Here is a 22677-nt window from a genome sequence, read left to right on the forward strand (position 1 = left end):
TTACGGCTCAGACAAAAACGCGCAGGTGTTCAGGCGCGAACTCGAGCTGGATCGGCGCGCCGGGCGTAAAGCCTTCAAGCGCGCGCGTGCCCAGCGGCACCTTGACGAAGCATTCGGGTTGGTCGGGCAGGGCGCAGCGCATGCGCACGTGGTCGCCAAAGTAGACGAGGCCGCGCGTCTGCCCGGTGATCGCGTTGCCGGCGGCGGAGGTGCCCTCGGCCAGCCGCATGCGCTCGGGGCGGATGCAGCCCGTGGCCGTGGCCCCGACGTTGGCGCCGGCCACGTTGCGGCCGACCACGCGGGCGCCGTCGTTGAGTTGCAGTTCGCAGTACTCGCCGTCAACGCGGATGACGGTGCCGCGCAGCGTGTTGCTGTCGCCGATGAAGTTGGCGACGAACTCGTTGCAGGGGCGCTCGTAGAGGCTGTCCACCGTGTCGAGCTGCTGCACGATGCCCTTGTCGAACACGGCGACGCGGTCGGACATGGTGAGCGCCTCGCCCTGGTCGTGCGTCACGTAGACGAAGGTCACGCCCAGCTTTTCGTGCAACGATTTCAGCTCGTACTGCATGTGTTCACGCAGTTGCTTGTCGAGCGCGCCCAGCGGTTCGTCCATCAGCACGAGCTTGGGCTCGAACACCAGCGCGCGGGCCAGTGCAATGCGCTGCTGCTGGCCGCCCGAGAGCTGCGCGGGGTAGCGCTTGGCAAAGCCTTCCATGCGGACCATCTGCAGGGCCTTGTGCACGCGCTCGGCACGTTCGGCGGCGGGCAGCTTGCGCACGGTCAGCGGGTATTCCACGTTCTGCGCCACTGTCATGTGCGGAAACAGCGCGTAGTTCTGGAACACCATGCCGATGTTGCGCTTGTGCGGCGGCACGTTGTTCAGCAGCGCGCCTTCGAGGCGGATCTCGCCGCTGGTCGGGAATTCGAACCCGGCCAGCATCATCAGGCACGTGGTCTTGCCCGAGCCGGACGGACCGAGCAGGGTGAGGAACTCGCCCTGGTAGATGTCCAGGTCCAGGTGCTTGACCACGAGGGTCTCGCCGTCATACGTCTTGCGTACACCGCGAAAGCTGACGATCACGTCGTCGGTCTTCATTGCTGCTCCTCCGTCAACCGGTCGTGTTGTGACGATTTGTGAATGGACTATAGCGGCTCATGGTTTTATCAAGTGGACCCAATTCTGGCTATTTGATGGAGCCAATTTATGCGAGCTGAGCACCGCCCCAGTGAGCGCGGTACGCGTGGGCACCACAATAGGGAAAACCCCCGATGCCTTGCTCTAGCAGGCATCGCAGCCGATCAGCCTGGGGCACGCGCGCCGGCTCCTGGTCGCTGGCAATCGGTGGCGAACCGGCGGGCGTAACAGCGTCCGGATGGAACCAATTTGGCCGGAACAGGCCCGCGCGCCGTCTGCCTGGAAATGGTGCGCCGCGTCGTCACGCAAACGGTGCACGGGTGATCGGCGGACGGGGCACGGTGCAGTTGCCGATGTTGTCTTGCAGCAACCGCTGGCGTGTCGGATCAGGACGCCGCTTCGTCCGCAGGGGCGAGCGCCAGGCAGACGGTGACGGTCAGCCCGCCGCCAGGCGTGTCGGACAGCGCGACCGTGCCGCCATGCATGCGGGCGATCTCGCGCACGATGGCGAGGCCCAGGCCGCTGCCTTCGTGGCCCGCTGCCGCGGCTCCGCGGTAAAAGCGGCCGAACACCGCGTCACGTTCGAGCACGGCAATGCCGGGGCCGTCGTCTTCGACCTGGAGCACCCCCTGCTCGCCAAACGTCGCCATGGCACGCCGGCTGACGCGCACAGTCACGCGTGAGCCATGGCCGGCGTAGCGCAGGGCGTTGTCGAGCAGGTTGCCGACCAGCTCCTGCAGCCATTGCGGGTCGCCAGCCACGATCACGGGCTCGCCTTCGAAGCCGAGATCGATACCAGCCTTGCGGGCCACGGGCGCGAGTTCGAGTGCAACGTCGCCGGCCAGCGCATCGAAGCGCAGCGGTTGCAACTGCGGTGTGTAGCCGCTGTCGGGCTCCAGGCGCGAGAGCGACAGCAGCTGCTGGACGCCCTTGGCTGCTTCGCGGACCGTGCCGTGCAGCGGTTGCAGATGGCGGCGGATGCGCTCGCCGTCGGGCTCGCGCAGGGCCAGTTCCGACTGCGCCTGGATCACGGCCAGCGGCGTCTTCAATTGATGTGCGGCGTCGGCAAAGAAGCGCTTGCGGGCCTGCACCATGCGCAGCAGGCGCGCCACGTACTGATTGATGGCCTCGACCAGCGGCGCGACCTCTGCTGGCAGGCCTTGCTGCGGTAGCGGTGCAAGCTCATCGGTGCCGCGGCTGGCCACGGTTTCGCTCAACTGGCGCAGCGGCCGCAGGCCGCGCCGCACGCCCAGCCAGACGATGCCCACGGCCAGCACCACCAGCAGCACTTCCTGCTGCAATGAACCCGCCAGGATCTCGTGCGCCAGCGCCTCGCGCGGCTCCAGCGTTTCACCCACCAGCAGCCAGATGACCTGCGTTTGGCCCGACTGCGCATCGCGCACCGGCAGCGGTTGCACGGCCATGCGCACCTGCATGCCGCGAAACTGCGTGTCGTAGAACAGCGTGCGATAGGGCGTGGCGCGCTGCCCGCCGGGCATGGGCAGATCGTCGTAGCCGGTGAGCGTGCTGCCGCCGGCATCGACGATCCGGTAGAAGATGCTGCTGCCGGTTTCCGATTCGAGAATGTCCAGCGCTAGGTAGGGCAGGTCGATGGCGAATTGCTTGTTGCGCAGTCGCACGCCTTCGCGCATGGCCTTGAGCGAGGCCTCGAGCGTGCGGTCGAACGCGGCGTTGGCGGCTGTCATGGCGCGCGTGTAAGTCAGCCACGCATCGAGCGCGAGCAACCCCAGCAGCGGCAGCAGCAGCCAGAACGAAAGCTGCCGGCGCAGGCTCGACGGGTTCATGGGGCGGCGCCTTCCGTGGCTTCCAGCAGATACCCGAGGCCGCGCAGCATGACGATGGCGACGCCGCTGCCATCGAGCTTCTTGCGCAGGCGGTGCACATAGATCTCGATGGCGTCGGCGTTGACGGATTCGTTGATGCTGAAGATCTTTTCCGAGATGGCGGCCTTGTTGACGGCGCGACCGTCGCGCAGCATCAGGACTTCCAGCACGGCGCGCTCGCGGCCGGTGAGGGCGAGCAGTTCTCCGTGCAGCGTGAAGGCGCCGCTGATGCCGTCGTAGTGCAGCGGGCCGCATTGCAGCTGCGTGCTTTCGTGGCCGTGGCTGCGTCGGATCAGCGCCCGGGCGCGGGCTTCGACTTCGGTCAGGTCGAACGGTTTCGCAAGGTAATCGTCAGCCCCGAGGTTGAGGCCGCGCACGCGCTCTTCCACGGCGCCATGTGCGGTCAGGATCATCACCGGCAGCGGGTTCTTGCGGGCGCGCAGGCGGCGCAGCACTTCCAGCCCGTCCAGGCGGGGCAGGCCAATGTCGAGAATGGCCAGCGCGTAGTCCTGCGTGGTGAGCAGCAAGTCGGCCGCGTGGCCGTCATGCACGCAATCGACCGTGAAGCCGGCCTGGCCGAGGGCTTCTTCCAGCGTGCTGGCCAACTTCAGGTTGTCTTCCACCAACAGGATGCGCATATCGGGACATCTCTCACTCAGCCGCAGAGGAATACAGACATCGCCGCATGTTTTGAAGCTAGGGAAACCCCCGAGAACGCCGCGACACAGCCCCGCAATTTCCCGTCAATCGAAAGTGAACTGAAAGTGCGTCCCTCATACGATCCGTCCCGCCCAACGGCCCTGTGACTGGGCCTTTGCGCAAGGACAACGAATAAGGGAGACCTGATGAACAAGACTTCGATGGCGCTGGCCGTGGTGGCGCTCGCCACCGCGACGACGGCTGGCACGGCCGCCGCACAATCCTCCAACGTGACCCTGTACGGGATCATGGATTCGGGCATCGAGTATGTGAACCACGCCGGTCCGAACGGCGGCAGCGCCACGCGCCTCGTCTCGGGTGGCAAGAACACATCGCGCTGGGGCATGCGCGGCACCGAAGACCTGGGCGGCGGCCTGAAGGCCGTGTTCAACCTGGAAAGCGGCATCGCCATCGACACCGGCAAGCTCGACACCGACAACACGCTGTTCGACCGCCGCGCGGTGGTGGGGCTGGCGGGCGGCTTCGGCCAGGTGGTCGCCGGTCGCACCTTCACCACGACGTACGACTTCATGCTGCCGTACGACCCGATGGGCTATGCGCCGAACTATTCGTGGGCCACATCGTCCACGGCAACGGGTGACCGCAAGGACGGCCTGTTCTCGCGCGCTTCCAACGCCGTGCGTTATGACGGCACGTTTGGCGGCCTGAAGCTGGGCGCCACCGTGGGCTTTGGCGAGGCAGCGGGCAACTTCAAGAGCAGCTCCAAGTACGACCTGGGCGTCGGCTACAGCGTGGGCGGCTTCTCGGCAGCCGTCACGTGGGATCGCCAGAACGGCGCTGGCACCAGCACCACGCCGGCAGACACGACCGATTACATCCAGGGCATTCACGCCGGTGCCAGCTACGACTTCGGCGCACTGAAGCTGTTCGCGGGCTACCGCAACTACAAGCGCGCGTTCACCACGGCCACCGCCAGCCTGCGCAGCGACATGTATTGGGCGGGTGCCAGCTACGACGTGACGCCGGCCTTCACGCTGTACGGCGCGGTGTACAAGCAGAACATCAAGGACGGCACGGATGCCGATCCGATCCTGTTCTCCGTGCGCGGCCAGTACGCGCTGTCCAAGCGCACGACGGCGTATCTGTCTGCCGGTTATGCCAAGGCCAAGAACGGCCAGAACGTGAGCCTGTCGCGCGACGTGGTGGGTTATGGCAACAACCAGGTCGGTGTGACGGCGGGCCTGCAACACCGCTTCTGATCGACGGCAGGCGCATCCAAGGAAAACGGGCACCCGAAGGTGCCCGTTTTTCATGGTGCGTTGAAACGCTGCGTGCGGCTTAGCCGAGGAGCAGGGCGTCGTCGTCCACCTTGGCGCCGCGCGTTTCCTCGAACTTCTGCAGCAGGTGCGGCACGTCCAGGCCACGGCGTTCCTCGCCTTGCACGTCGAGGATCACGTTGCCCTGGTGCAGCATCACCGTGCGGTCGCCGTAGTCGAGCGCCTGGCGCATGGAGTGCGTCACCATCATCGTCGTCAGCTTGCTCTCCGAGACGATCTTGGCGGTCAGCTCCAGCACGAAGGCGGCCGTTTTCGGGTCGAGCGCGGCAGTGTGCTCATCCAGCAGCAGGATGCGCGACGGCTGCAGCGAGGCCATCAGCAGGCTCACCGCCTGGCGCTGACCGCCCGAGAGCAGACCGATGCGGTCGGTCAGGCGGTTCTCGAGGCCGAGGTCGAGCCGGCGCAGCTGCTCGCGGAAGATCTCGCGCCACTTGCGGTTGGTCGCAAACCTGAAGCCGCGACGCTGGCCGCGACACATGGCCAGCGACATGTTCTCTTCGATCGTCAGGTTTTCGCAGGTGCCGGCCATCGGGTCCTGGAACACGCGGGCGACCTTGTCGGCACGCTGCCATGCGGTCTTGCGCGTGACGTCTTCACCGTCGATCGTGATGCGGCCCGAGTCGACCATCTGGTCGCCGCTGATGGAGTTCAGGAACGTCGACTTGCCGGCCCCGTTGGAGCCGATCACGGCGACGAACTGGCCCGCCGGAATGTCCAGCGACAGGCCGCGCAGCGCGCGCGTCTCGATGGGCGTGCCGGGGTTGAAGGTGAGGGTGAGTCCTTGTGCGCTCAGCATGTCAGTTCCCCTTGGTACCGTTCTTGGCGAGCTTGCCGAACACCTTGCGGCGCACACCGGGAAGCACGAGCGCGATCACCACCAGCGCGGCGGTCACCATGTTCAGGTCCTGCGCCTGCAGGCCGATGAAATCACTGTTGAGCGCCAGCGCGATGAAAAAGCGATACAGGATCGCACCCACCACCACGGCCAGCGTGGTCAGCACCAGGCGGCGTGCCGGGAGCACGGTCTCGCCGATGATGACGGCGGCCAGGCCGATCACGATCGTGCCGATCCCCATGGAGACATCGGCGCCGCCCTGCGTCTGCGCATACAGCGCGCCTGCAAGCGCCACGAGGGCGTTGGAAATGGCCATGCCCGCCAGCGTGGCCGCCCCGGTGGCGACACCCTGCGCGCGCGCCATGCGCGGGTTGGCGCCGGTCGCGCGCAGCGACAGGCCGATCTGCGTGGAGAAGAACCAGTCCACCAGCAGCTTGACGATCACCACGACCACGCCCAGCAGCACCGGGCGGAACACATAGTCGGGCATCCATTCGGGCTGCAGCAGCGAGAACACGGTCGGCTCGGAGATGAGCGGCACGTTTGGCTTGCCCATGATGCGCAGGTTGACCGAGTACAGCGCGATCATCATCAGGATGCTGGCGAGCAGATCCATGATCTTCAGGCGCACGTTGAGCCAGCCCGTGATGAACCCCGCCACGGCGCCGGCCAGCGTGCCGCCCAGCGTCGCCATGAACGGATCGTGTCCGCCGGCGATGAGGGTGGCCGCCACCGCGCCGCCCATCGGGAAGCTGCCGTCAACGGTGAGGTCGGGGAAATTGAGGATGCGGAAGGAGATCAGCACCCCGAGCGCCACGAGGCTGAAGATCAGACCGATCTCCAGGGCGCCGAGCAATGAAAACAGTGACATGGCAGAGGTGGGCGCGGTGGTTGGGTACCGGCCTGTAGGCAATGAACGGGGGACGCTTGAGGGTAAAGCGCAGGCGCCCGAGCTTGATGCGGCGGATAGCCGCGTTCGGGCTCGGGCTGCCAGACCCGCGCCGGGACGGCTCCCTCGGGCGGAAGCCGACCCCGGCGCCTGCGCGTTACTTGATGACTTCCTTGGCGTCCTTCAGCAGGTCGGCCGACAGCGTCGCGCCTTGCTGCTTCGCCGCCTTTTCGTTCACGAACAGTTCCAGGTCGGAGCTGCCGGCCGAGGCGATCGCGCCCGGCTTTTCGCCCTTCAGGATGCGCGCGACAACCTTGCCGGTCTGCTGCCCGAGCTTGTAGTAGTTGATGCCCAGCGCTGCGATGGCGCCGCGCTTGACGCTGTCGGTATCGCCGGCCACCAGCGGGATCTTCGCTTCGTTGGCCACCTTCACCAGCGACTCATACGCCGACACCACGTTGTTGTCGGTGTTCGTGTAGATCACGTCGACCTTGCCGATCAGGTTCTTGGCTGCGGGGGCGATGTCCACGGTGCGCGGCGCAGCCGATTCCACCAGCGTCATGCCTTGCGCCAACAGCAGCTTCTTCAGCTCGGTGACCACCACGACCGAGTTGGCCTCGCCCGGGTTGTAGACCATGCCCACGCGCTTGGCATTCGGCACCACGCGCTTGATCAGGGCAATCTGCTTGTCCAGCGGCAGCTTGTCGGACACGCCCGTCACGTTGGTGCCCGACGGCTCCCAGCTCTTCACCAGTTGTGCGGCCACCGGGTCCGTCACGCCCGAATAGACCACCGGGATGGTCTTCGTGGCAGCCACGACAGCCTGCGCCGACGGCGTGGCGATGGCGATGATGGCGTCCGGCTTGTCGCCGATGAACTTGCGGGCGATCTGCGCGGCGGTGGCGGTGCTGCCTTGCGCGCTCTGGTATTCCCACTTCAGGTTCTTGCCGGCGTCGAAGCCTTCGGCCTTGAGCTGCTCCTTGGCGCCGTCGCGGATGGCGTCGAGCGCCGGGTGCTCAACGATGGCGAGCACTTCGACCGTCTTGGTGGCCTGGGCCAGTGCCGGTGCGGCTTGCAGAAGCGCCATCGGGATGACGGCAAGCGCGGCAAGGCGGAAGGCGTGCTTGAGGCTGGACATAAGGATCTCCTGTTTCCTTTTGGGTGGTTTCGCTCTGGTGCAGGGCGGGATAGGCCCGTGCTGGCGCGGTTGGTCTTTCAAAGACTATTGACTCTTGAATGCACCGAAGCAGTGCAATGCCGGCGCATGTGGGCGCACATTATCCGGCAAATCGCCATGCTTTTCAGCAAACACTTCAAAAGAACATGGGGGGTGTCGGCGGGGGAGGACGGCGTGCAGCGCAGGCAGCGCCGCATCAAATCAAAAAGGGGCGCGCGGCCCCCTTTTCTGATTGCCCCAACGGGCCGCTGCTTACTGGATCTTTGCCTTGTCGCGCAGGTCCTTGAGCATGGCCTGGAACTTGGTGCGTTGCCAGTTCTGGTCGCCCATCATCATCTCGAGCAGTTGCGGCTTGATCTCCTCGAACGACGGGATCTTGGCGTCGCGCGTGTCGTCCAGACGGATCACGTGCCAGCCGAACTGCGTCTTGACCGGCGTCTGGGTGATCTCACCCTTCTTCAGCGCCGTCAGGGCCGCCGAGAACTCCGGCACGTAGGTGCCCGGGTTCGCCCAGTCCAGGTCGCCGCCGTTGGCGCCCGATCCCTTGTCCTTCGATTGGGCCTTGGCGATGTCTTCAAACTTGGCGCCGGCCTTCAGCTTGGCGATGATGGCCTTCGCGTCGGCTTCCTTGTCCACGAGGATGTGGTGCGCGTGGTATTCCTTGCCGTTGCCGAATTGCGACTTGATCTTGTCGTATTGCTTGCGCAGTTCTTCCTCGGTGGCGGGGCTGTTCTTGACGTAGTCTTCGAACTCGGCTGCCACCAGCACGTTCAGTCGCGCCTGCGTCAGTTGTTCCTGCACGTCCTCGCGCTGCAGCAGGCCCCGCTTGAGCGCATCCTGCTCGAGCAGTTCGCGGTCAATCAGCATCTCGCGGGCGCGGTTGCGCAGCTCCGGCGATTCGGGCTGGCCCGACTTCTTGATCAGCGCGTCCACCTTGGCGCTCGGGATGGCTTTGCCGTTGACCACGGCGGCGTTCTGGGCCATGGCGGGAACAACGGTCGCGGCAAGGGCAACAGCCAGCAGGCTGGCGGTGAGGCTGGAAATCTTCATGGGATTGCGTTCGAGGGAAGGACTCAGACGTTTTCTTCGGGTGTGACCGCACGGATCGCCAAGGCATGGATGGCGGCCGGCCACAGCGTGCGCAGCGCATCATACACCATGCGATGGCGGGCAACGCGGCTCTTGCCGGCAAAGGCCTGGCTGACGATATCGACGTTGTAGTGCCCGCCGCCGGAAGCCGCGCCGGCATGGCCTGCGTGCCTGGCGCTGTCGTCTTCAACGACGAGGTGGATGGGCTGGAAGGCCTCGCGCAGGAGGCGTTCGATTTCGCGTGGATCGGCAGCCATCAGCGGTCGTCCCGGATGTTGGAATCGTTGGCCGCGCCGGCCGGGCGTTCCTGCATGTGGCGCGCCAGCCAGACGCTCTGTACGAGGATGAAGACCACCATCAGGCCCATCGAACCGAACAGCTTGAAATTGACCCAGACGTCGGTGTCGAAGTTGTAGGCCACGTACAGGTTCAGGCAACCCATGGCGAGGAAGAACAGCGCCCAGACCAGATTCAGCCGGCCCCACATCGCCTCGGGCAGCGAGACCTGCTGCTCCATCATGGCGCGGATGAGGTTCTTGCGGACGAACACCGCGCTGCCCAGCAGAACGACGCCAAACAGCCAGTACAGCACCGTCGGCTTCCATTTGATGAAGGTGTCGTTGTGGAAGACGAGCGTTGCACCGCCAAACACGCCGATGATGAGCAGCGACAGCCACTGCATGGCGTCGACCTTGCGGTGCCTGAACCACACCCACGCGATCTGCAGGACGGTGGCGACCATCGCGACGGTGGTCGCCACATAAATGCCGGCCACCTTGAAGGCAGCAAAAAAGAGGATGACCGGGAACAGATCGAACAGGAATTTCATGCGGGACGCACTTGCGGCGGAAAGATCAAGCCTTGAAGTTTAGCGCAGCCGAGTTGATGCAATACCGCAGGCCGGTCGGCGCAGGGCCGTCCTCGAACACATGGCCCAGGTGCGCGCCGCAGTTCTTGCACTGCACCTCGATGCGCACCATGCCGTGCGAGTAATCGGTCTTCTCGGCGATCACCTCGCCGTTGATGGGCTGGAAATAGCTCGGCCAGCCGCAGCCGGCGTCGAACTTGGTCGACGATTCAAAGAGCGGCGTGCCGCAGCACACGCAGTTGTAGACCCCGCGGTCCCAGTGGTTCCAGTACTTGCCAGTGAAGGGGCGTTCGGTGGCGGCTTCGCGGGTGACGCGGTATTCGATGTCGGAGAGCTGGTCGCGCCATTCGGCGTCGGTCTTCTTGACGGTCATGGTGATGAGACTCCTGGTTGGTATTGCCGGCGGCCTCGTGGGCGGCCGGTGTGCATTTGTCGTGCGCGGGCGGCGATCCTGACAGGCGTGGATTAGAGCATGGCCTCGGCGCATCACGACGAGCAGCTCACCTCCAGCGACGAGGCCCACTCCGGCGCCGGCTGCGCGTAGTGCTCGAACCCGGGATGCTCGTCGAAGGGCCGGGCCAGCACGGCGCGCAGGTGCTCGACTTCGGAGAAATCTTTCTCCTTGGCGCGGCGGATGGCGATCTCGGCCAGGTGGTTGCGCAGCACATATTTCGGGTTGACGCGGTACATGGCTGCCGCGCGCTCGTCGTCGGATTGCGGCTCGGCCCGCAGGCGCTGCCGATAGGCGGCCAGCCACGCGTCGGCGGCCGCGCGGTCGAAGAAATAGTCGCGCACGGTGCGCGCTTCGGCGGTGGCCGGCGCGTCGTCGCGGCGCACCTCCGCGAGGTGGCGGAAAAAGAGTGTGTAATCGGCGCGCTGGTTGTGCAGCAGCTTGAAGAGGTCGCCGAAGAGCGTTTCGTCTTCGTCGTGCGCGGTCGTCAGGCCGAGCTTGGCGCGATACCGTGCGTAGAACGCGGCGCCATAGACGTCCCGATAGGTCAGCAGGACGTTCTGCGCTGCATCGATGGCGGGCTGGGCCTGCGCTTCGTCGGTCAAGTCGACGAAACGGGCGTGATCGTCGCCGAACAGCGGCAGCAGCGCCTGGGCGAGGCAGAAGAGGTTCCAGTAGCCGATCTGCGGCTGCTGGGCGTAGGCGTAGCGGCCGCCGGTGTCGGAGTGGTTGCAGATGTGGTTGGCGTTGAAGCCGTCCAGGAAGCCGAACGGGCCGTAATCGAGCGTGAGGCCGAGGATCGACATGTTGTCGGTGTTCATCACGCCGTGGCAGAAGCCGACGGCCTGCCAGTCGGCCATGAGTTCAGCGGTGCGGCGGGCGACTTCGCGCAGCAACGCGAGGTAGGGCTGGGGCTCGGCGCGGCAGGCGGGGTAGAAGCGGTCGATGACGTAATCGGCGAGCGTGCGCAGCTGGGGCAGTTGCTCGCTGGCGGCAAAGTGCTCGAAGTGGCCGAAGCGCACGAACGACGGCGCCAGGCGCGTGACGACGGCGGCGGTCTCGATCTCTTCGCGGCGGACAGGGGCGTCGGTGCCCGTTACACACAAGGCGCGTGTGGTCGGGATGCCGAGGCCGGCCATGGCTTCAGAGCAGAGAAATTCGCGGATGGACGAGCGCAGCACGGCGCGCCCGTCGCCCATGCGCGAATACGGCGTGCGGCCGGCGCCCTTGAGCTGCACTTCGCACGGGCCGTCGGCGGTTTGCAGTTCGGCCAGCAGCAGCGCGCGGCCATCCCCCAATTGGCCGGCCCACACGCCGAACTGGTGACCCGAGTAGACGGTGGCGAGCGGATCGCTCCACGCGGCGACCGCGTTGCCGCTGAAGACGGCCAGCCCTGCCGGCGTATCCAGCGCCTCTCGGGCAAGGCCCAGGGGGGCCGCCGCCTCGGGAGAAAAACCCACGAGGTAGGGCGCCCATGTTGCAGGCATGGGCATAGGCGGCAAGCGCGTCAGGAAACGCTCGCCCAGCGCGGAGAAGCCGGGGGCTGCCGCGGGCCGGCCGGACCAGTCGAAGGCACTCGCAAGGGAATCGTCAGGCAGAACGGCAGGGGAGGCGGACATAGGGCGGGGATCGATTAGCACAGGAAACGGCGCAAAAACAGTGCCGAGTGGCGAAATCCTGGGCCTGTTGAGGTGCGGAAAAAGGCGCTCAGCGTAGGGGAAAACGCCATGTTGAGACGCAGCAACGCTATCGCGTATTGTACTTGCGAGTAAAGAAAGCTGCAGCCTGCGAACCCTTGCACCACAACGATTCACGGGGTTTTACAGATGGCCGGGTAAACATGGGGGCCGATGTGGCAGCGCACAACAATATCCCGTTGACGTGCTTGGCGATCACGGGAACAATCGGCCAAAAAATAGAACGGTTGTTCAGTTTTTTCTAGGAGACACCATGGCCCTGATGGGACAAATGATGAGCACCCCTTTGCTCATCTCGACCATCATCGAACATGCAGCGCGCAATTCCGGTTCGACTGAAGTCGTGTCGCGCCGTGTCGAGGGCGATATCCATCGCACCACGTACCGGCAAGTGCGAGACCGTTCCAAGCAATTGGCAAATGCGCTGGCCGCGCTGGGCGTGCAGCCTGGCGAGCGCATCGGCACGCTGGCCTGGAATGGCTACCGTCACCTTGAAATCTATTACGGCGTGTCCGGCTCGGGCTCGGTGTGCCACACCATCAACCCGCGGCTGTTTCCGGACCAGATCGCCTACATCATCAACCACGCAGACGACCAGTACGTCTTCTTCGACCTGACCTTCGTGCCGCTGGTCGAAGGCCTTGCACCGCATTGCCCGAACGTCAAGGGCTGGGTGGCGATGACCGATCGCGCGCACATGCCCCCCTCCAGCGTGCCGATGCTCTGCTACGAAGAGCTGCTCGATGCGCAGAGCACCGACTACACCTGGCCGCAGTTCGACGAGAACACCGCGTCCAGCCTCTGCTACACGTCGGGCACGACCGGCAACCCCAAGGGAGCGCTGTATTCGCATCGCTCCACGGTGCTGCATTCGTATGCATCGGCCATGCCCGATGCACTGGGGTGCTCGGCGCAGGACGTGATCCTGCCGGTGGTGCCGATGTTCCACGTCAATGCGTGGGGACTGCCGTATTCGGTGCCGCTGGTGGGCGCCAAGCTCGTCTTTCCGGGGCCGAAGCTGGACGGCGCCTCGCTGTACGACCTCTTCGAGCAGGAGAAGGTGACCTTCTCCGCAGGCGTGCCGACGGTGTGGCTCGGCCTGCTGCAGCACGTGCAGGCGAACGACCTGAAGTTCTCGACCTTCCGCAAGACGGTGATCGGCGGATCGGCCGCGCCGCCGGCCATGATCCGCACGCTCAAGGCGCTGGGCGTGGAGACGATCCACGCGTGGGGCATGACCGAGATGTCGCCGCTGGGCACCACGTGCAAGCTGATGAGCAAGCATGCCGACCTCCCCGATGAGGCCAAGCAGCAGGTGCTGGAGCGCCAGGGCCGCGCCATCTACGGCGTCGAGATGAAGATCGTCGATGCCGAGGGCCGCGAGCTGCCGTGGGACGGCAAGGCCTTCGGCGATCTCTATGTCCGTGGCCCGTGGACGATCCAGAGCTACTACCGCAACGACGTGTCGCCGCTCGTGGACGGCTGGTTCCCGACCGGCGACGTCGCCAACATCGACGCCGACGGCTACATGCAGATCACCGATCGCAGCAAGGACGTGATCAAGTCCGGCGGCGAGTGGATCTCGTCCATCGATGTGGAGAACGTAGCCGCTGCCCACCCCGCCGTACACATGGCGGCGTGCATTGCCTGTCATCACCCGAAGTGGGACGAGCGCCCGCTGCTGGTGGTGATGAAGAAGCCCGGCGTCGAGCTCACGCGGGAAGACATGCTGAAGTTCTTCGAGGGCAAGGTCGCGAAGTGGTGGATTCCGGACGACGTGGTGTTCGTCACCGAGATCCCGCTGACGGCCACCGGCAAGATGCAGAAACTCAAGCTGCGCGAGCAGTTCAAGGACTACCAGCTCCCGGCCGCGCAGGCGTAGGACCGACACACAACAAACAGAAACCGCCGCCCGTGCACCGGCACCCTGCCGGGCAACGAGGACGGCGGACGCAAGACAACCGGATCAGGGCCGGCCGCCGCGCGTTCGCGATGACGATGCAGCGGGATGAAGCCCGGACGCGTTGCAACCTGGAGACGCAAGCAGCCGCATGTCAGCTCTGACAGGCGGAGAGTGACTCGCCGGCGCCTCCACCACATGAAGGAGACACGCATGACGAAGTTCCGTCCGTTGGTTGTGGCTGTTGCATGTGTCGCGGCGATCGGTGGGGCGGCTGTGCCCGCTGCAGCGTCTGCCGCCGAAACCGTCAAGATCGCCTGGATCGACCCGTTGTCGGGGCTGATGGGCGCGCTGGGCCAGAACCAGCTGCGCAGCTGGCAGTACATCGCCGATATGGCCACGCAGAAGAACTGGGCCGGCGACGGCACGAAGTTCGAAGTCGTGGGCTTCGACAACAAGCTCTCGCCGCAGGAAAGCCTGACCGTGCTCAAGCAGGTGGCCGATCAGGGCATCCACTACATCGTGCAGGGCAACGGCTCGAGCGTGGGCATGGCGCTGGAAGACGCCGTGGGCAAGTACAACGAGCGCAATCCGGGCAAGGAGATCATCTACCTCAACTACGCGGCGGTGGATCCGGACATGACCAACGGCAAGTGCAACTACTGGCACTTCCGCCTGGACGCCAACTCGGACATGAAGATGGAGGCTCTGACCAGCTACCTGGCCAAGGATCCGAAGGTCAAGAAGATCTATCTGATCAACCAGAACTACTCGTTCGGCCACCAGGTCGCGCGTGCGGCCAAGGAATACCTCAAGCGCAAGCGCCCGGACATCGAGATCGTCGGTGAAGACCTGCATCCGCTGGCCCAGGTGAAGGATTTCTCGCCGTACGTGGCGAAGATCAAGTCGTCGGGGGCGGACACCGTCATCACCGGCAACTGGGGAAGCGATCTTGCGCTGCTCATCAAGGCCGGCAAGGACGCGGGCCTGAACGCCAACTTCTACACCTACTACGCCTCCACCACCGGCGTGCCGACGGCCATGGGCTCGGCCGGCGCCGATCACGTGAAGTACGTCGGCTACTGGAACGTCAACAACAACGGCTTCAAGGGCGCCGACATCGTCGAGGGCTACAAAAAGAAGTACAACGACGACTTCTACCTGATGGCCTCGTACACCGGCATCGCCCTGCTGGCCAAGGCCATCAAGGACACCAAGTCGGCCGAGCCGGCCAAGGTCGCCAAGGCCTTCGAGGGCATGAAGGTCGACAGCCTGAACGGCACGTTCGAGATGCGCGCGTCCGACCATCAGGGCCAGCAGCCGCTCTACATCGCCACCTGGAAGAAGGTCGACGGCAAGGACGTCAAGTTCGACCAGGAAAATACCGGCTATGGCTGGAAGACCGATGCCGTGCTGGATGCCTACGTGGCATCGCAGCCCACTTCCTGCCAGATGAAGCGTCCTCACTGAGCACGGCAGGTGGTGCGCCGAAGGGCCGCCCGATGCTATCGTGCGGCGGTGTTTTAAACGGGACCATGGGCCGGCGCGTCCGGTTCATGCCCCGCTGAAAGGGCTGTAGCGTGGAATTCCTAGTCATCAATCTCTTGAACGGCATCAGCTACGGGCTGCTGCTGTTCATGCTGTCTTCAGGCCTGACGCTGATCTTCAGCATGATGGGCGTTCTCAACTTTGCGCATGCCAGCTTCTACATGCTGGGCGCGTATTTCGCCTACGTCGTCAGCGGCCATCTGGGCTTCTGGGCGGCGCTCATCGTGGCGCCGCTGCTGGTGGGGGCGCTGGGTGCGGTGGTCGAGCGCTTCGGCCTGCGCACGGTGCACCGCTACGGCCACGTCGCCGAACTGCTGTTCACCTTCGGCCTGGCCTATCTGATTGAAGAAGGCGTGAAGCTGGTGTGGGGCCTGCCGGCCGTGCCGTACCGCGTGCCGGAGGCACTGGATGGGCCGCTGTTCACGCTGTTCACCTCGTCGTTTCCGAAGTACCGCGCGTTCATGATGCTGGTGTCGCTGCTGATGCTGGTCGGCATCTTCCTGCTGCTCACCCGCACGCGCATCGGCCTCGTCATCCAGGCTGCGCTCACCCATCCGGACATGGTCGAGGCGCTGGGCCACAACGTGCCGCGCGTGTTCATGCTCGTGTTTGGCGGCGGCTGTGCGCTGGCCGGCCTGGCCGGGGTCATCGGCGGCAATGCCTTCGTGACCGAGCCGTCGATGGCGGCGGCGGTCGGCTCCATCGTGTTCGTGGTGGCGGTGGTGGGCGGCATGGGCTCGCTGGTGGGCGCGTTCATCGCGTCGCTGCTCATCGGCTGCATCCAGACCTTTGCCGTCACGCTGGACATCTCGGTGACGAGCATGCTCCAGAAGATCGGCGTCACGCTCAACCCCGACGTGCCGCTGATCTCGGTCTGGAACCTCACGATTGCGCAGGTTGCACCGGTGTTGCCGTATCTGCTGCTGGTGCTGATGCTGATCTTCCGCCCACGCGGGCTGATGGGTACGCGGGAGAGCTAAATGGAACGCGCCATGCCACAACAACAAACGCTGCCGCCCAACGATCGCGCGCGCACCATGAAGTTCAAGCCGGTCAACCTCGCGCGCTGGCTGATCTGGGGCGCGACCGCACTGGTGATGATCGTGCTGCCCTTGATCTGGCCGCAGGGCTTTGCCATCACGCTGCTCTCGCAGATGGGCATCATGATCATCTTCGCGCTGTCGTACAACATGCTGCTGGGCCAGTCCGGCATGCTGTCGTTCGGGCACGCGGTGTATTCGGGCCTCGGTGCCTTCATGGCCGTGCACCTGCTCAACAAGATCGGCGCGATGCAGACGCTCGGCATCGCGGGGCCGCTTGCGGTAGCGTTGCTGCCGATCGCCGGCGGGCTGGGCGGTGCGCTCTTCGGCGTGATCTTCGGTTACGTCACCACCAAGAAGTCCGGCACCACGTTTGCCATGATCACGCTCGGCATCGGAGAGATGGTCTTCGCCAGTGCGTTGATGTTCCCGGATTTCTTTGGCGGCGAGGGCGGTGTCTCGACCAACCGCAGCATCGGCGATGCGCTGCTGGGCGTCACCTTCGGGCCGGCGCGGCAGGTGTATTACCTGATCGCCGCGTGGTGCCTGATCTCCATGGCGCTCATGTACGCCTGGACGCAGACGCCGCTGGGCCGTATTGCCAACGCCGTGCGCGACAACCCCGAACGGGTGGAGTTCATCGGCTACAACACGCAGCGCGTGCGGTACCTCGTGGTGATCCTGTCGGCGTTCTTTGCGGGCATTGCCGGCGCGCTGTCGTGCATCAACTTTGAGATCGTGACGGCGGAGAACGTGTCGGCCGTACGCTCGGGCTCGGTGCTGCTGGCGGCGTTCATCGGCGGCATGGGCAGCTTCTTCGGGCCGATCATCGGCGCGGTGCTGACGGTGTTCTTCACCGTGGCGCTGTCGGGCATCACCAAGGCGTGGCTGTTGTACCTGGGCCTGTTCTTCGTGCTGATGGTCATGTACGCGCCGGGCGGCATCGCGAGCCTGCTGATGATGCACGTGCCGATCCTGCGGCGCGGCAAGCTCAAGACACTGTTGCCGGCCTACGGCATGGCGATCGTGCCGGCGGCCATTCTCCTGGTGGCCCTGATCTCCACCGTGGAGATGATCTACGCGGTGCAGGACGACAGCTCGGGTGGTGTGGCCACGCTGTTCGGCCTGGCCGTCGAACCGGCGACCTTGAAGCCGTGGGCCATCACCGCCGTGCTGTGGCTGGTGGGCGCCTTCGGTCTGCGTGCGGCAGCGGGCAGGCTGCGCACGTCCTGGGACAACGCATTGCAGGAGCCGCAACCATGAGCCAACCGACCGCAGCACTGGAGTTGCGCGACGTCCGCAAGCGCTTCGGCGCGACTGAGATCATTCGCGGCGTCAACCTGACCATCGGCAAGGGCGAGCGCCATGCGCTCATCGGGCCGAACGGCGCCGGCAAGTCGACCACGTTCAACCTGATCTCTGGCCGCTTCCCCGCCACCTCGGGCAGCGTGAAGCTCAATGGCGAAGAGATCAGCGGCCTGGCGCCGTTCGAGATCAACCGCAAGGGCCTGTCGCGCAGCTTCCAGATCACCAACATCTTCCATCGGCTCTCGGTGTTCGAGAACCTGCGCTGCGCGGTGCTCTGGTCGCTCGGCTACAAGTATTCGTTCTGGCACAAGCTCGCCGAGCTGCGGGATGCGCGCGAACGTGCCGAGGAGGTGCTCGAGCAGATCGGCATGACGCACCGGCGCGATGCCGCCGCGGGCCTGCTGACGTATGCCGAGCAGCGCGCGCTGGAGATCGGCATCACCATCGCCGGCGGCGCCGACGTGATCCTGCTCGACGAGCCGACGGCCGGCATGAGCCGCTCAGAATCCGACCACGCGGTGGACCTCATCCGCAAGGTCACCGTCGGCAAGACGCTGGTGATGGTCGAGCACGACATGAGCGTCGTCTTCGGCCTGGCGGACCGCATCTCGGTGCTGGTCTACGGCGAGGTGATCGCCACCGACACCCCCGAGGCCATTCGCAACAACCGCCGCGTGAAGGAGGCTTACCTCGGCACCACGCTGGACGAACCTGCAGGAGCGCACTGATGGCGACGAATACTCCGATGCTGGAGGTGCGCGGCCTCCACGCGTATTACGGCAAGAGCCACATCCTGCACGGCGTCGACATGCACGTCGGCGAAGGCGAGATCGTCGCGCTGCTGGGGCGCAACGGGGTGGGACGCTCGACGCTGGCCAAGTCGATCATGGGCATGGTTCGGCACGAAGGCGAGATCCTGCTGCGCGGCAAGAACGTCAGCGGCCTGCGCACGTTCGAGGTGGCGCACCAGGGCATCGGCTACGTGCCCGAGAACCGCGACATCTTTCCCACGCTCACGGTGCGGCAGAACCTGCTGCTGGGCGAGAAGCGCAACCCGAACAGCCCCAAGCCGCGCTGGCAGATCGACGACATGTACCAGATGTTCCCGCGCCTGAAGGAGCGCGAGAACACCGCCGCGGGCGTGCTCTCGGGCGGCGAGCAGCAGATGCTGACGCTGTGCCGCACGCTGATGGGCGACCCGGATTTCATCATCATCGACGAGCCCACGGAAGGCTTGGCGCCGCTGATCGTCACGCTGGTGGGCGAATACCTGAAGACGCTCAAGGAGCGGGGGATTTCCGTGCTGCTCGTCGAGCAGAAGCTGGCGATTGCGCTGGACATCTCACAGCGTGTCTATGTGATGGGGCACGGGCAGATCGTGTTTGAAGGCACGCCCGCGCAGTTGAAGGCCGACGCCAAGGTGCGGCAGGAGTGGTTGGAAGTCTGACCCGGCAAGGCGCAGGATGGGCGCGGGCGTCCGTCCTTGCGCGCTAGCCGGTGGCTTCCTCGATGAGCAGGTCGAGCTGGGCGATGACGTTGCTGGTGTCGGGCTCGCCGCGCGTCTTGGCAAGTGCCGCCTTGAGCGTTTCGCGCAGCGCGATCAGCTCGCTGATGCTGCCGGCCTTCTCGACCTTCATTTCCAGCAGATAGCCGCGCAGGCCCAGATAGCGGCTGATGGTTTCGGTATAGAAGCGGTAGAGACGCTGATAGCCTTCGACACCCTGATCGCCCGGCGCCGCTACAACTGGCGTAGGGGCCGGCGCCGCCTTCGCCGCCACTGGGCTTCCGACATGGATGCGGATGTAGCCGCCTTGTTCCAGCTCGTCGAACACCGCCTGCGTCATGCCGAGCGGCTGCAGCTGGAGGAGGATGTCGTCGCAGGTCTTTTCGCCGTTGACCATCAGCAGCACCGCGCGATGCCGCTGGTCGAGACGGTTCGCGCGCGTGCGGATCTCGTCCTGGCCCTTTTCGGTCTTTTGGTAGATCGTGGTGGTCATGCTGTCTCCCTCGGCTGGCGCGTCTGCAAGGCACGCTCTGGCTCTACAATAGATCGATCATAACCGCCCGGGCGCGGCATGCGGCTCCGTCGCAACCCGGATAGCACAACGCGCAAGATCGCGCATCCACCAGAGCGAGACAAGCAACGATGCAGCAACGCGACAAGCTTTTCATCAATGGCAAGTGGGTGGCGCCGCAAGGCAAGGGCGTCATTGAAGTGATTCATTCGGCCACCGAAGAGGTGATTGGAACGATTCCCGAAGGCAGCGCCGCCGACGCGGAGGCCGCCGTGGCCGCCGCACGCGCCGCATTCGACGCGTGGGCCGCCACGCCGGTGGCCAAGCGCGCCGAATACGTTCAGAAGATCGCTGATGGCCTCAAGGCCCGCAGCGAAGAACTCGCCCAGCTGATTGCCGGCGAAGTCGGCATGCCGATCAAGCTGGCGCGCGCGATCCAGGTGGGCGGCCCGGTCTACAACTGGGGCAATTTCGCCAAGTTGCTCGGCACGTTCGAGTTTGAAGAGCGCGTCGGCAATTCGCTGGTGGTGCGCGAGCCCGTGGGCGTGGTGGGCGCCATCACGCCGTGGAACTATCCGCTCAACCAGATCACGCTGAAGGTCGCCCCCGCGCTCGCGGCCGGCTGCACCGTGGTGCTCAAGCCGTCGGAAGTGGCGCCGCTCAACGCCTTCGTGCTTGCCGAAGTGATTGAGGAAGCGGGCCTGCCGCCCGGTGTGTTCAACCTCGTCACCGGCTATGGCCCCGTCGTGGGCGAGGTGCTGGCGAGCCACCCGGATGTCGACATGGTGTCGTTCACGGGCTCTACGCGCGCAGGCAAGCGTGTGGCCGAACTGGCCGCGCAGACGGTCAAGCGCGTCGCGCTGGAGCTTGGCGGCAAGTCGGCCTCGGTGATCCTGGATGACGCGGATCTGGCCGCGGCGGTGAAGGGCACGCTGTCGGCATGTTTCCTCAACTCGGGGCAGACGTGCTCGGCCCACACGCGCATGCTGGTGCCGCGCGCCAAGTATGAAGAAGTGAAGGCGCTGGCCGCGCAGTTCGCCGCCAGCTACATGCCGGGCGACCCCGCGCAGGAAACGACGCGCCTCGGACCGCTGATCTCCGCCGTGCAGCGCGATCGCGTGCTGGGTTACATCCGCAAGGGGCTGGAAGAGGGCGCGGAACTCATCGCCGGCGGGCCCGAGACTCCGGACGGTTTTGCCAAGGGCTTCTTCGTCAAGCCGACGATACTCGGCAACGTCAAGACCACCGACACCGTTGCGCGCGAAGAGATCTTCGGCCCCGTGCTGACCGTGATCTGCTACGACGACGAGGAAGACGCCATCCGCATCGCCAACGACAGCATCTACGGGCTGGGCGGCGGCGTGTGGTCGGGCGACGAGGCGCGGGCGATCCGCGTGGCGCGGCGCATCCGCACCGGACAGGTCGACATCAATGGCGGGCCGTTCAACATGCAGGCGCCGTTTGGCGGCTACAAGCAGTCGGGCAACGGGCGCGAAAACGGCAAGTACGGGCTCGAGGAGTTCCTCGAGTACAAGGCGCTGCAGCTCAAACCAGTGCAGGCGTCCTGACGGCCCTGCGCCCAAACGAAAACCCGGCTTCGGCCGGGTTTTTTGCTTACTTGCGGCTGCCGTCGCGGTTGTAGCCCTGCGCGGTGCCCTCGGCCAGGATGCGCGTCCAGACCGCGTTGCGCTCTTCGTCGGTCATGAAGACCCAGTTGCTGACTTCGAGCTGGGTGCGCCCGCAGCCCTGGCAGACCTCGTCGAACAGGGTCGAGCAGATGCCGATGCACGGGCTGTCGGGGCGGCCGAGCAAGGTGCTGCCGGAAGCACGGGTTTCGTCGTCGGACATGGGAGTGAGCGCGGTCGATTCGGTCATGGGCGCGATTTTACCGGCTTCCGTCCAGCGCTCAGCCGGTGGTGCGCTGGCTGACATGGTCGGCCGCCGCCGACAGCGACAGCGCTGAATTCACCAGCGCAATATGCGAGAACGCCTGCGGAAAGTTGCCAACCAGCCGGCGCGCCCGCGGATCGTATTCTTCGGCCAGCAGGCCCACGTCGTTGCGCAGCGCGAGCAGCTTCGTGAACAGCGCGCGCCCCTCGTCGTGGCGCCCCTGCATGACGAGGTTGTCCACGTACCAGAAGCTGCAGGCGAGGAACACGCCTTCGCCCTGGGGCAGGCCATCGGCGACGGCCTCGGTGCGGTATCGGCGGACGAGCCCATCGACGAGCAGGTCTTCCTCGACTGCCTTGACCGTGCCGACGATGCGCGGGTCGGAGGCGGGCAGGAAGCCCACCAGCGGCAGCATGAGCAGGGCGGCGTCGAGCTCCTCGCTGCCGTAGCTCTGCACGAAGCAGTTGCGCCGGGTGTTGTAGCCGTGCGCGCAGACCTCGGCGTGGATGCGATCGCGCTCGCCGCGCCAGCGCTCCACGGGGCCGTCCAGCTTGAATTGCTCGATGGTCTTGACGGCGCGGTCGAATGCCACCCACGCCATCACCTTGGAATGCGTGAAGTGCCGCGACGGGCCGCGGACTTCCCAGATGCCTTCGTCGGGCGTCTGCCAGATGCTCTCCAGGTGCGTCATCAGCGCAACCTGCAGGCGCCAGGACGCCTCGTCGCCATCCAGGCCGCCCTTGCGTGCGAGGTACAGCGCGTCCATCAGCTCGCCGTACACGTCCAGCTGAAGCTGCAGCGCCGCCGCGTTGCCCACGCGCACGGGCTGCGCGCCCTCGTAGCCCGGCAGCCACGGGACGACCCATTCGCCCAACCGCCGTTCGCCTGCAATCCCGTACATGATCTGCACCTGCGCGGGGCTGCCGGCAATGGCGCGCTAAAGCCATTCGCGCCAGGCGCGCGCTTCGTTGTAGTAGCCGGCGTTCATGAGGGC

At 65.4% G+C, this 22677-nt stretch carries 21 protein-coding genes and 1 pseudogene; 8 read left to right on the forward strand and 14 right to left on the reverse strand.

Going from position 1 to position 22677, the window contains the following annotated elements; all coding sequences use genetic code 11:
* Positions 1-7: 7 nt before the first annotated feature.
* The 3 genes from A6M56_RS07355 to A6M56_RS07365 all read right to left on the reverse strand — a co-directional run bounded on the left by A6M56_RS07355 (position 8) and on the right by A6M56_RS07365 (position 3617).
* Positions 8-1096 carry an ABC transporter ATP-binding protein gene (locus tag A6M56_RS07355; protein ID WP_045786885.1) on the reverse strand — a complete coding sequence of 363 codons (1089 nt, stop codon included), beginning with the start codon at positions 1094-1096 and terminating at the stop codon, positions 8-10.
* Between the two features lie 425 nt (positions 1097-1521).
* On the reverse strand, positions 1522-2940 hold the full coding sequence (locus A6M56_RS07360; protein ID WP_045786884.1) for a sensor histidine kinase: 1419 nt from the start codon (positions 2938-2940) through the stop codon (positions 1522-1524).
* On the reverse strand, positions 2937-3617 hold the full coding sequence (locus A6M56_RS07365; protein ID WP_027681402.1) for a response regulator: 681 nt from the start codon (positions 3615-3617) through the stop codon (positions 2937-2939). The genes A6M56_RS07360 and A6M56_RS07365 overlap by 4 nt, the downstream gene beginning before the upstream one ends.
* Positions 3618-3824: 207 nt before the next feature.
* Between A6M56_RS07365 and A6M56_RS07370 the strand changes: the two genes are divergently transcribed.
* A complete protein-coding gene (locus A6M56_RS07370; protein ID WP_102079821.1) occupies positions 3825-4898 on the forward strand; it encodes a porin in 1074 nt (357 codons plus the stop codon).
* Between the two features lie 79 nt (positions 4899-4977).
* Here A6M56_RS07370 and A6M56_RS07375 read toward each other — a convergent pair whose 3' ends face one another.
* The 8 genes from A6M56_RS07375 to A6M56_RS07410 all read right to left on the reverse strand — a co-directional run bounded on the left by A6M56_RS07375 (position 4978) and on the right by A6M56_RS07410 (position 11904).
* On the reverse strand, positions 4978-5772 hold the full coding sequence (locus A6M56_RS07375) for an ABC transporter ATP-binding protein (RefSeq protein WP_045786881.1): 795 nt from the start codon (positions 5770-5772) through the stop codon (positions 4978-4980).
* Position 5773: 1 nt separating this feature from the next.
* The gene (locus tag A6M56_RS07380; RefSeq protein WP_045786880.1) at positions 5774-6682 is read right to left on the reverse strand and encodes an ABC transporter permease; all 909 of its coding nucleotides are present in this window, start codon (positions 6680-6682) and stop codon (positions 5774-5776) included.
* Positions 6683-6857: 175 nt separating this feature from the next.
* Positions 6858-7838: an ABC transporter substrate-binding protein gene (locus A6M56_RS07385; protein WP_102079820.1), complete on the reverse strand. Its 981-nt coding sequence runs from the start codon at positions 7836-7838 to the stop codon at positions 6858-6860.
* 291 nt (positions 7839-8129) lie between these two features.
* Positions 8130-8927 (reverse strand): peptidylprolyl isomerase, encoded by a 798-nt coding sequence (locus A6M56_RS07390; RefSeq protein WP_045786878.1) that lies wholly within the window; start codon positions 8925-8927, stop codon positions 8130-8132.
* Positions 8928-8950: 23 nt separating this feature from the next.
* Complete coding sequence (locus tag A6M56_RS07395; protein ID WP_045786877.1) at positions 8951-9223, reverse strand: BolA family protein; 273 nt, start codon at positions 9221-9223, stop codon at positions 8951-8953.
* Positions 9223-9795 carry a septation protein A gene (locus A6M56_RS07400; protein WP_062738541.1) on the reverse strand — a complete coding sequence of 191 codons (573 nt, stop codon included), beginning with the start codon at positions 9793-9795 and terminating at the stop codon, positions 9223-9225. Before A6M56_RS07400 ends, A6M56_RS07395 begins: the two co-directional genes overlap by 1 nt.
* 25 nt (positions 9796-9820) lie before the next feature.
* Complete coding sequence (gene msrB, locus A6M56_RS07405) at positions 9821-10207, reverse strand: peptide-methionine (R)-S-oxide reductase MsrB (RefSeq protein ID WP_045786875.1); 387 nt, start codon at positions 10205-10207, stop codon at positions 9821-9823.
* Positions 10208-10320: 113 nt separating this feature from the next.
* Positions 10321-11904: a protein adenylyltransferase SelO gene (locus tag A6M56_RS07410; RefSeq protein ID WP_102079819.1), complete on the reverse strand. Its 1584-nt coding sequence runs from the start codon at positions 11902-11904 to the stop codon at positions 10321-10323.
* Positions 11905-12235: 331 nt separating this feature from the next.
* Between A6M56_RS07410 and A6M56_RS07415 the strand changes: the two genes are divergently transcribed.
* The 6 genes from A6M56_RS07415 (at position 12236) to A6M56_RS07440 (ending at position 19225) form a co-directional block, all read left to right on the forward strand.
* Entirely contained in the window at positions 12236-13864 is a 1629-nt protein-coding gene (locus tag A6M56_RS07415; RefSeq protein WP_102079818.1) for a 3-(methylthio)propionyl-CoA ligase, read from the forward strand.
* A 231-nt stretch (positions 13865-14095) separates the two neighbouring features.
* Entirely contained in the window at positions 14096-15352 is a 1257-nt protein-coding gene (locus A6M56_RS07420) for a branched-chain amino acid ABC transporter substrate-binding protein (protein ID WP_045786872.1), read from the forward strand.
* Between the two features lie 110 nt (positions 15353-15462).
* Positions 15463-16410, forward strand: a complete 948-nt coding sequence (locus A6M56_RS07425) for a branched-chain amino acid ABC transporter permease (protein ID WP_045786871.1) — start codon at positions 15463-15465, stop codon at positions 16408-16410.
* On the forward strand, positions 16411-17733 hold the full coding sequence (locus A6M56_RS07430) for a branched-chain amino acid ABC transporter permease (RefSeq protein WP_102079817.1): 1323 nt from the start codon (positions 16411-16413) through the stop codon (positions 17731-17733). It abuts the gene before it with no gap.
* On the forward strand, positions 17730-18506 hold the full coding sequence (locus A6M56_RS07435) for an ABC transporter ATP-binding protein (RefSeq protein ID WP_045786869.1): 777 nt from the start codon (positions 17730-17732) through the stop codon (positions 18504-18506). The genes A6M56_RS07430 and A6M56_RS07435 overlap by 4 nt, the downstream gene beginning before the upstream one ends.
* Complete coding sequence (locus tag A6M56_RS07440; RefSeq protein ID WP_045786868.1) at positions 18506-19225, forward strand: ABC transporter ATP-binding protein; 720 nt, start codon at positions 18506-18508, stop codon at positions 19223-19225. Before A6M56_RS07435 ends, A6M56_RS07440 begins: the two co-directional genes overlap by 1 nt.
* Positions 19226-19268: 43 nt before the next feature.
* On the opposite strand, the gene A6M56_RS07445 is transcribed toward A6M56_RS07440, so the two are convergent.
* Positions 19269-19775, reverse strand: coding sequence for a hypothetical protein (locus A6M56_RS07445; RefSeq protein WP_045786867.1), 507 nt, complete (start codon positions 19773-19775; stop codon positions 19269-19271).
* Between the two features lie 149 nt (positions 19776-19924).
* On the opposite strand from A6M56_RS07445, the gene A6M56_RS07450 reads away from it, so the two are divergent.
* Positions 19925-21361 carry an aldehyde dehydrogenase family protein gene (locus A6M56_RS07450; protein ID WP_045786866.1) on the forward strand — a complete coding sequence of 479 codons (1437 nt, stop codon included), beginning with the start codon at positions 19925-19927 and terminating at the stop codon, positions 21359-21361.
* Positions 21362-21407: 46 nt separating this feature from the next.
* Here A6M56_RS07450 and A6M56_RS07455 read toward each other — a convergent pair whose 3' ends face one another.
* Together A6M56_RS07455 and A6M56_RS07460 are read right to left on the reverse strand one after the other, a co-directional pair.
* A complete protein-coding gene (locus A6M56_RS07455) occupies positions 21408-21668 on the reverse strand; it encodes a DUF1289 domain-containing protein (protein ID WP_045786865.1) in 261 nt (86 codons plus the stop codon).
* A 31-nt stretch (positions 21669-21699) separates the two neighbouring features.
* Positions 21700-22677: pseudogene (locus tag A6M56_RS07460) on the reverse strand (glycoside hydrolase family 15 protein); the annotation flags it as partial.

Origin of the sequence: Ralstonia sp. RL (assembly GCF_001683835.1) — a bacterium.
Classification (GTDB): Bacteria; Pseudomonadota; Gammaproteobacteria; order Burkholderiales; family Burkholderiaceae; genus Ralstonia; species Ralstonia mannitolilytica.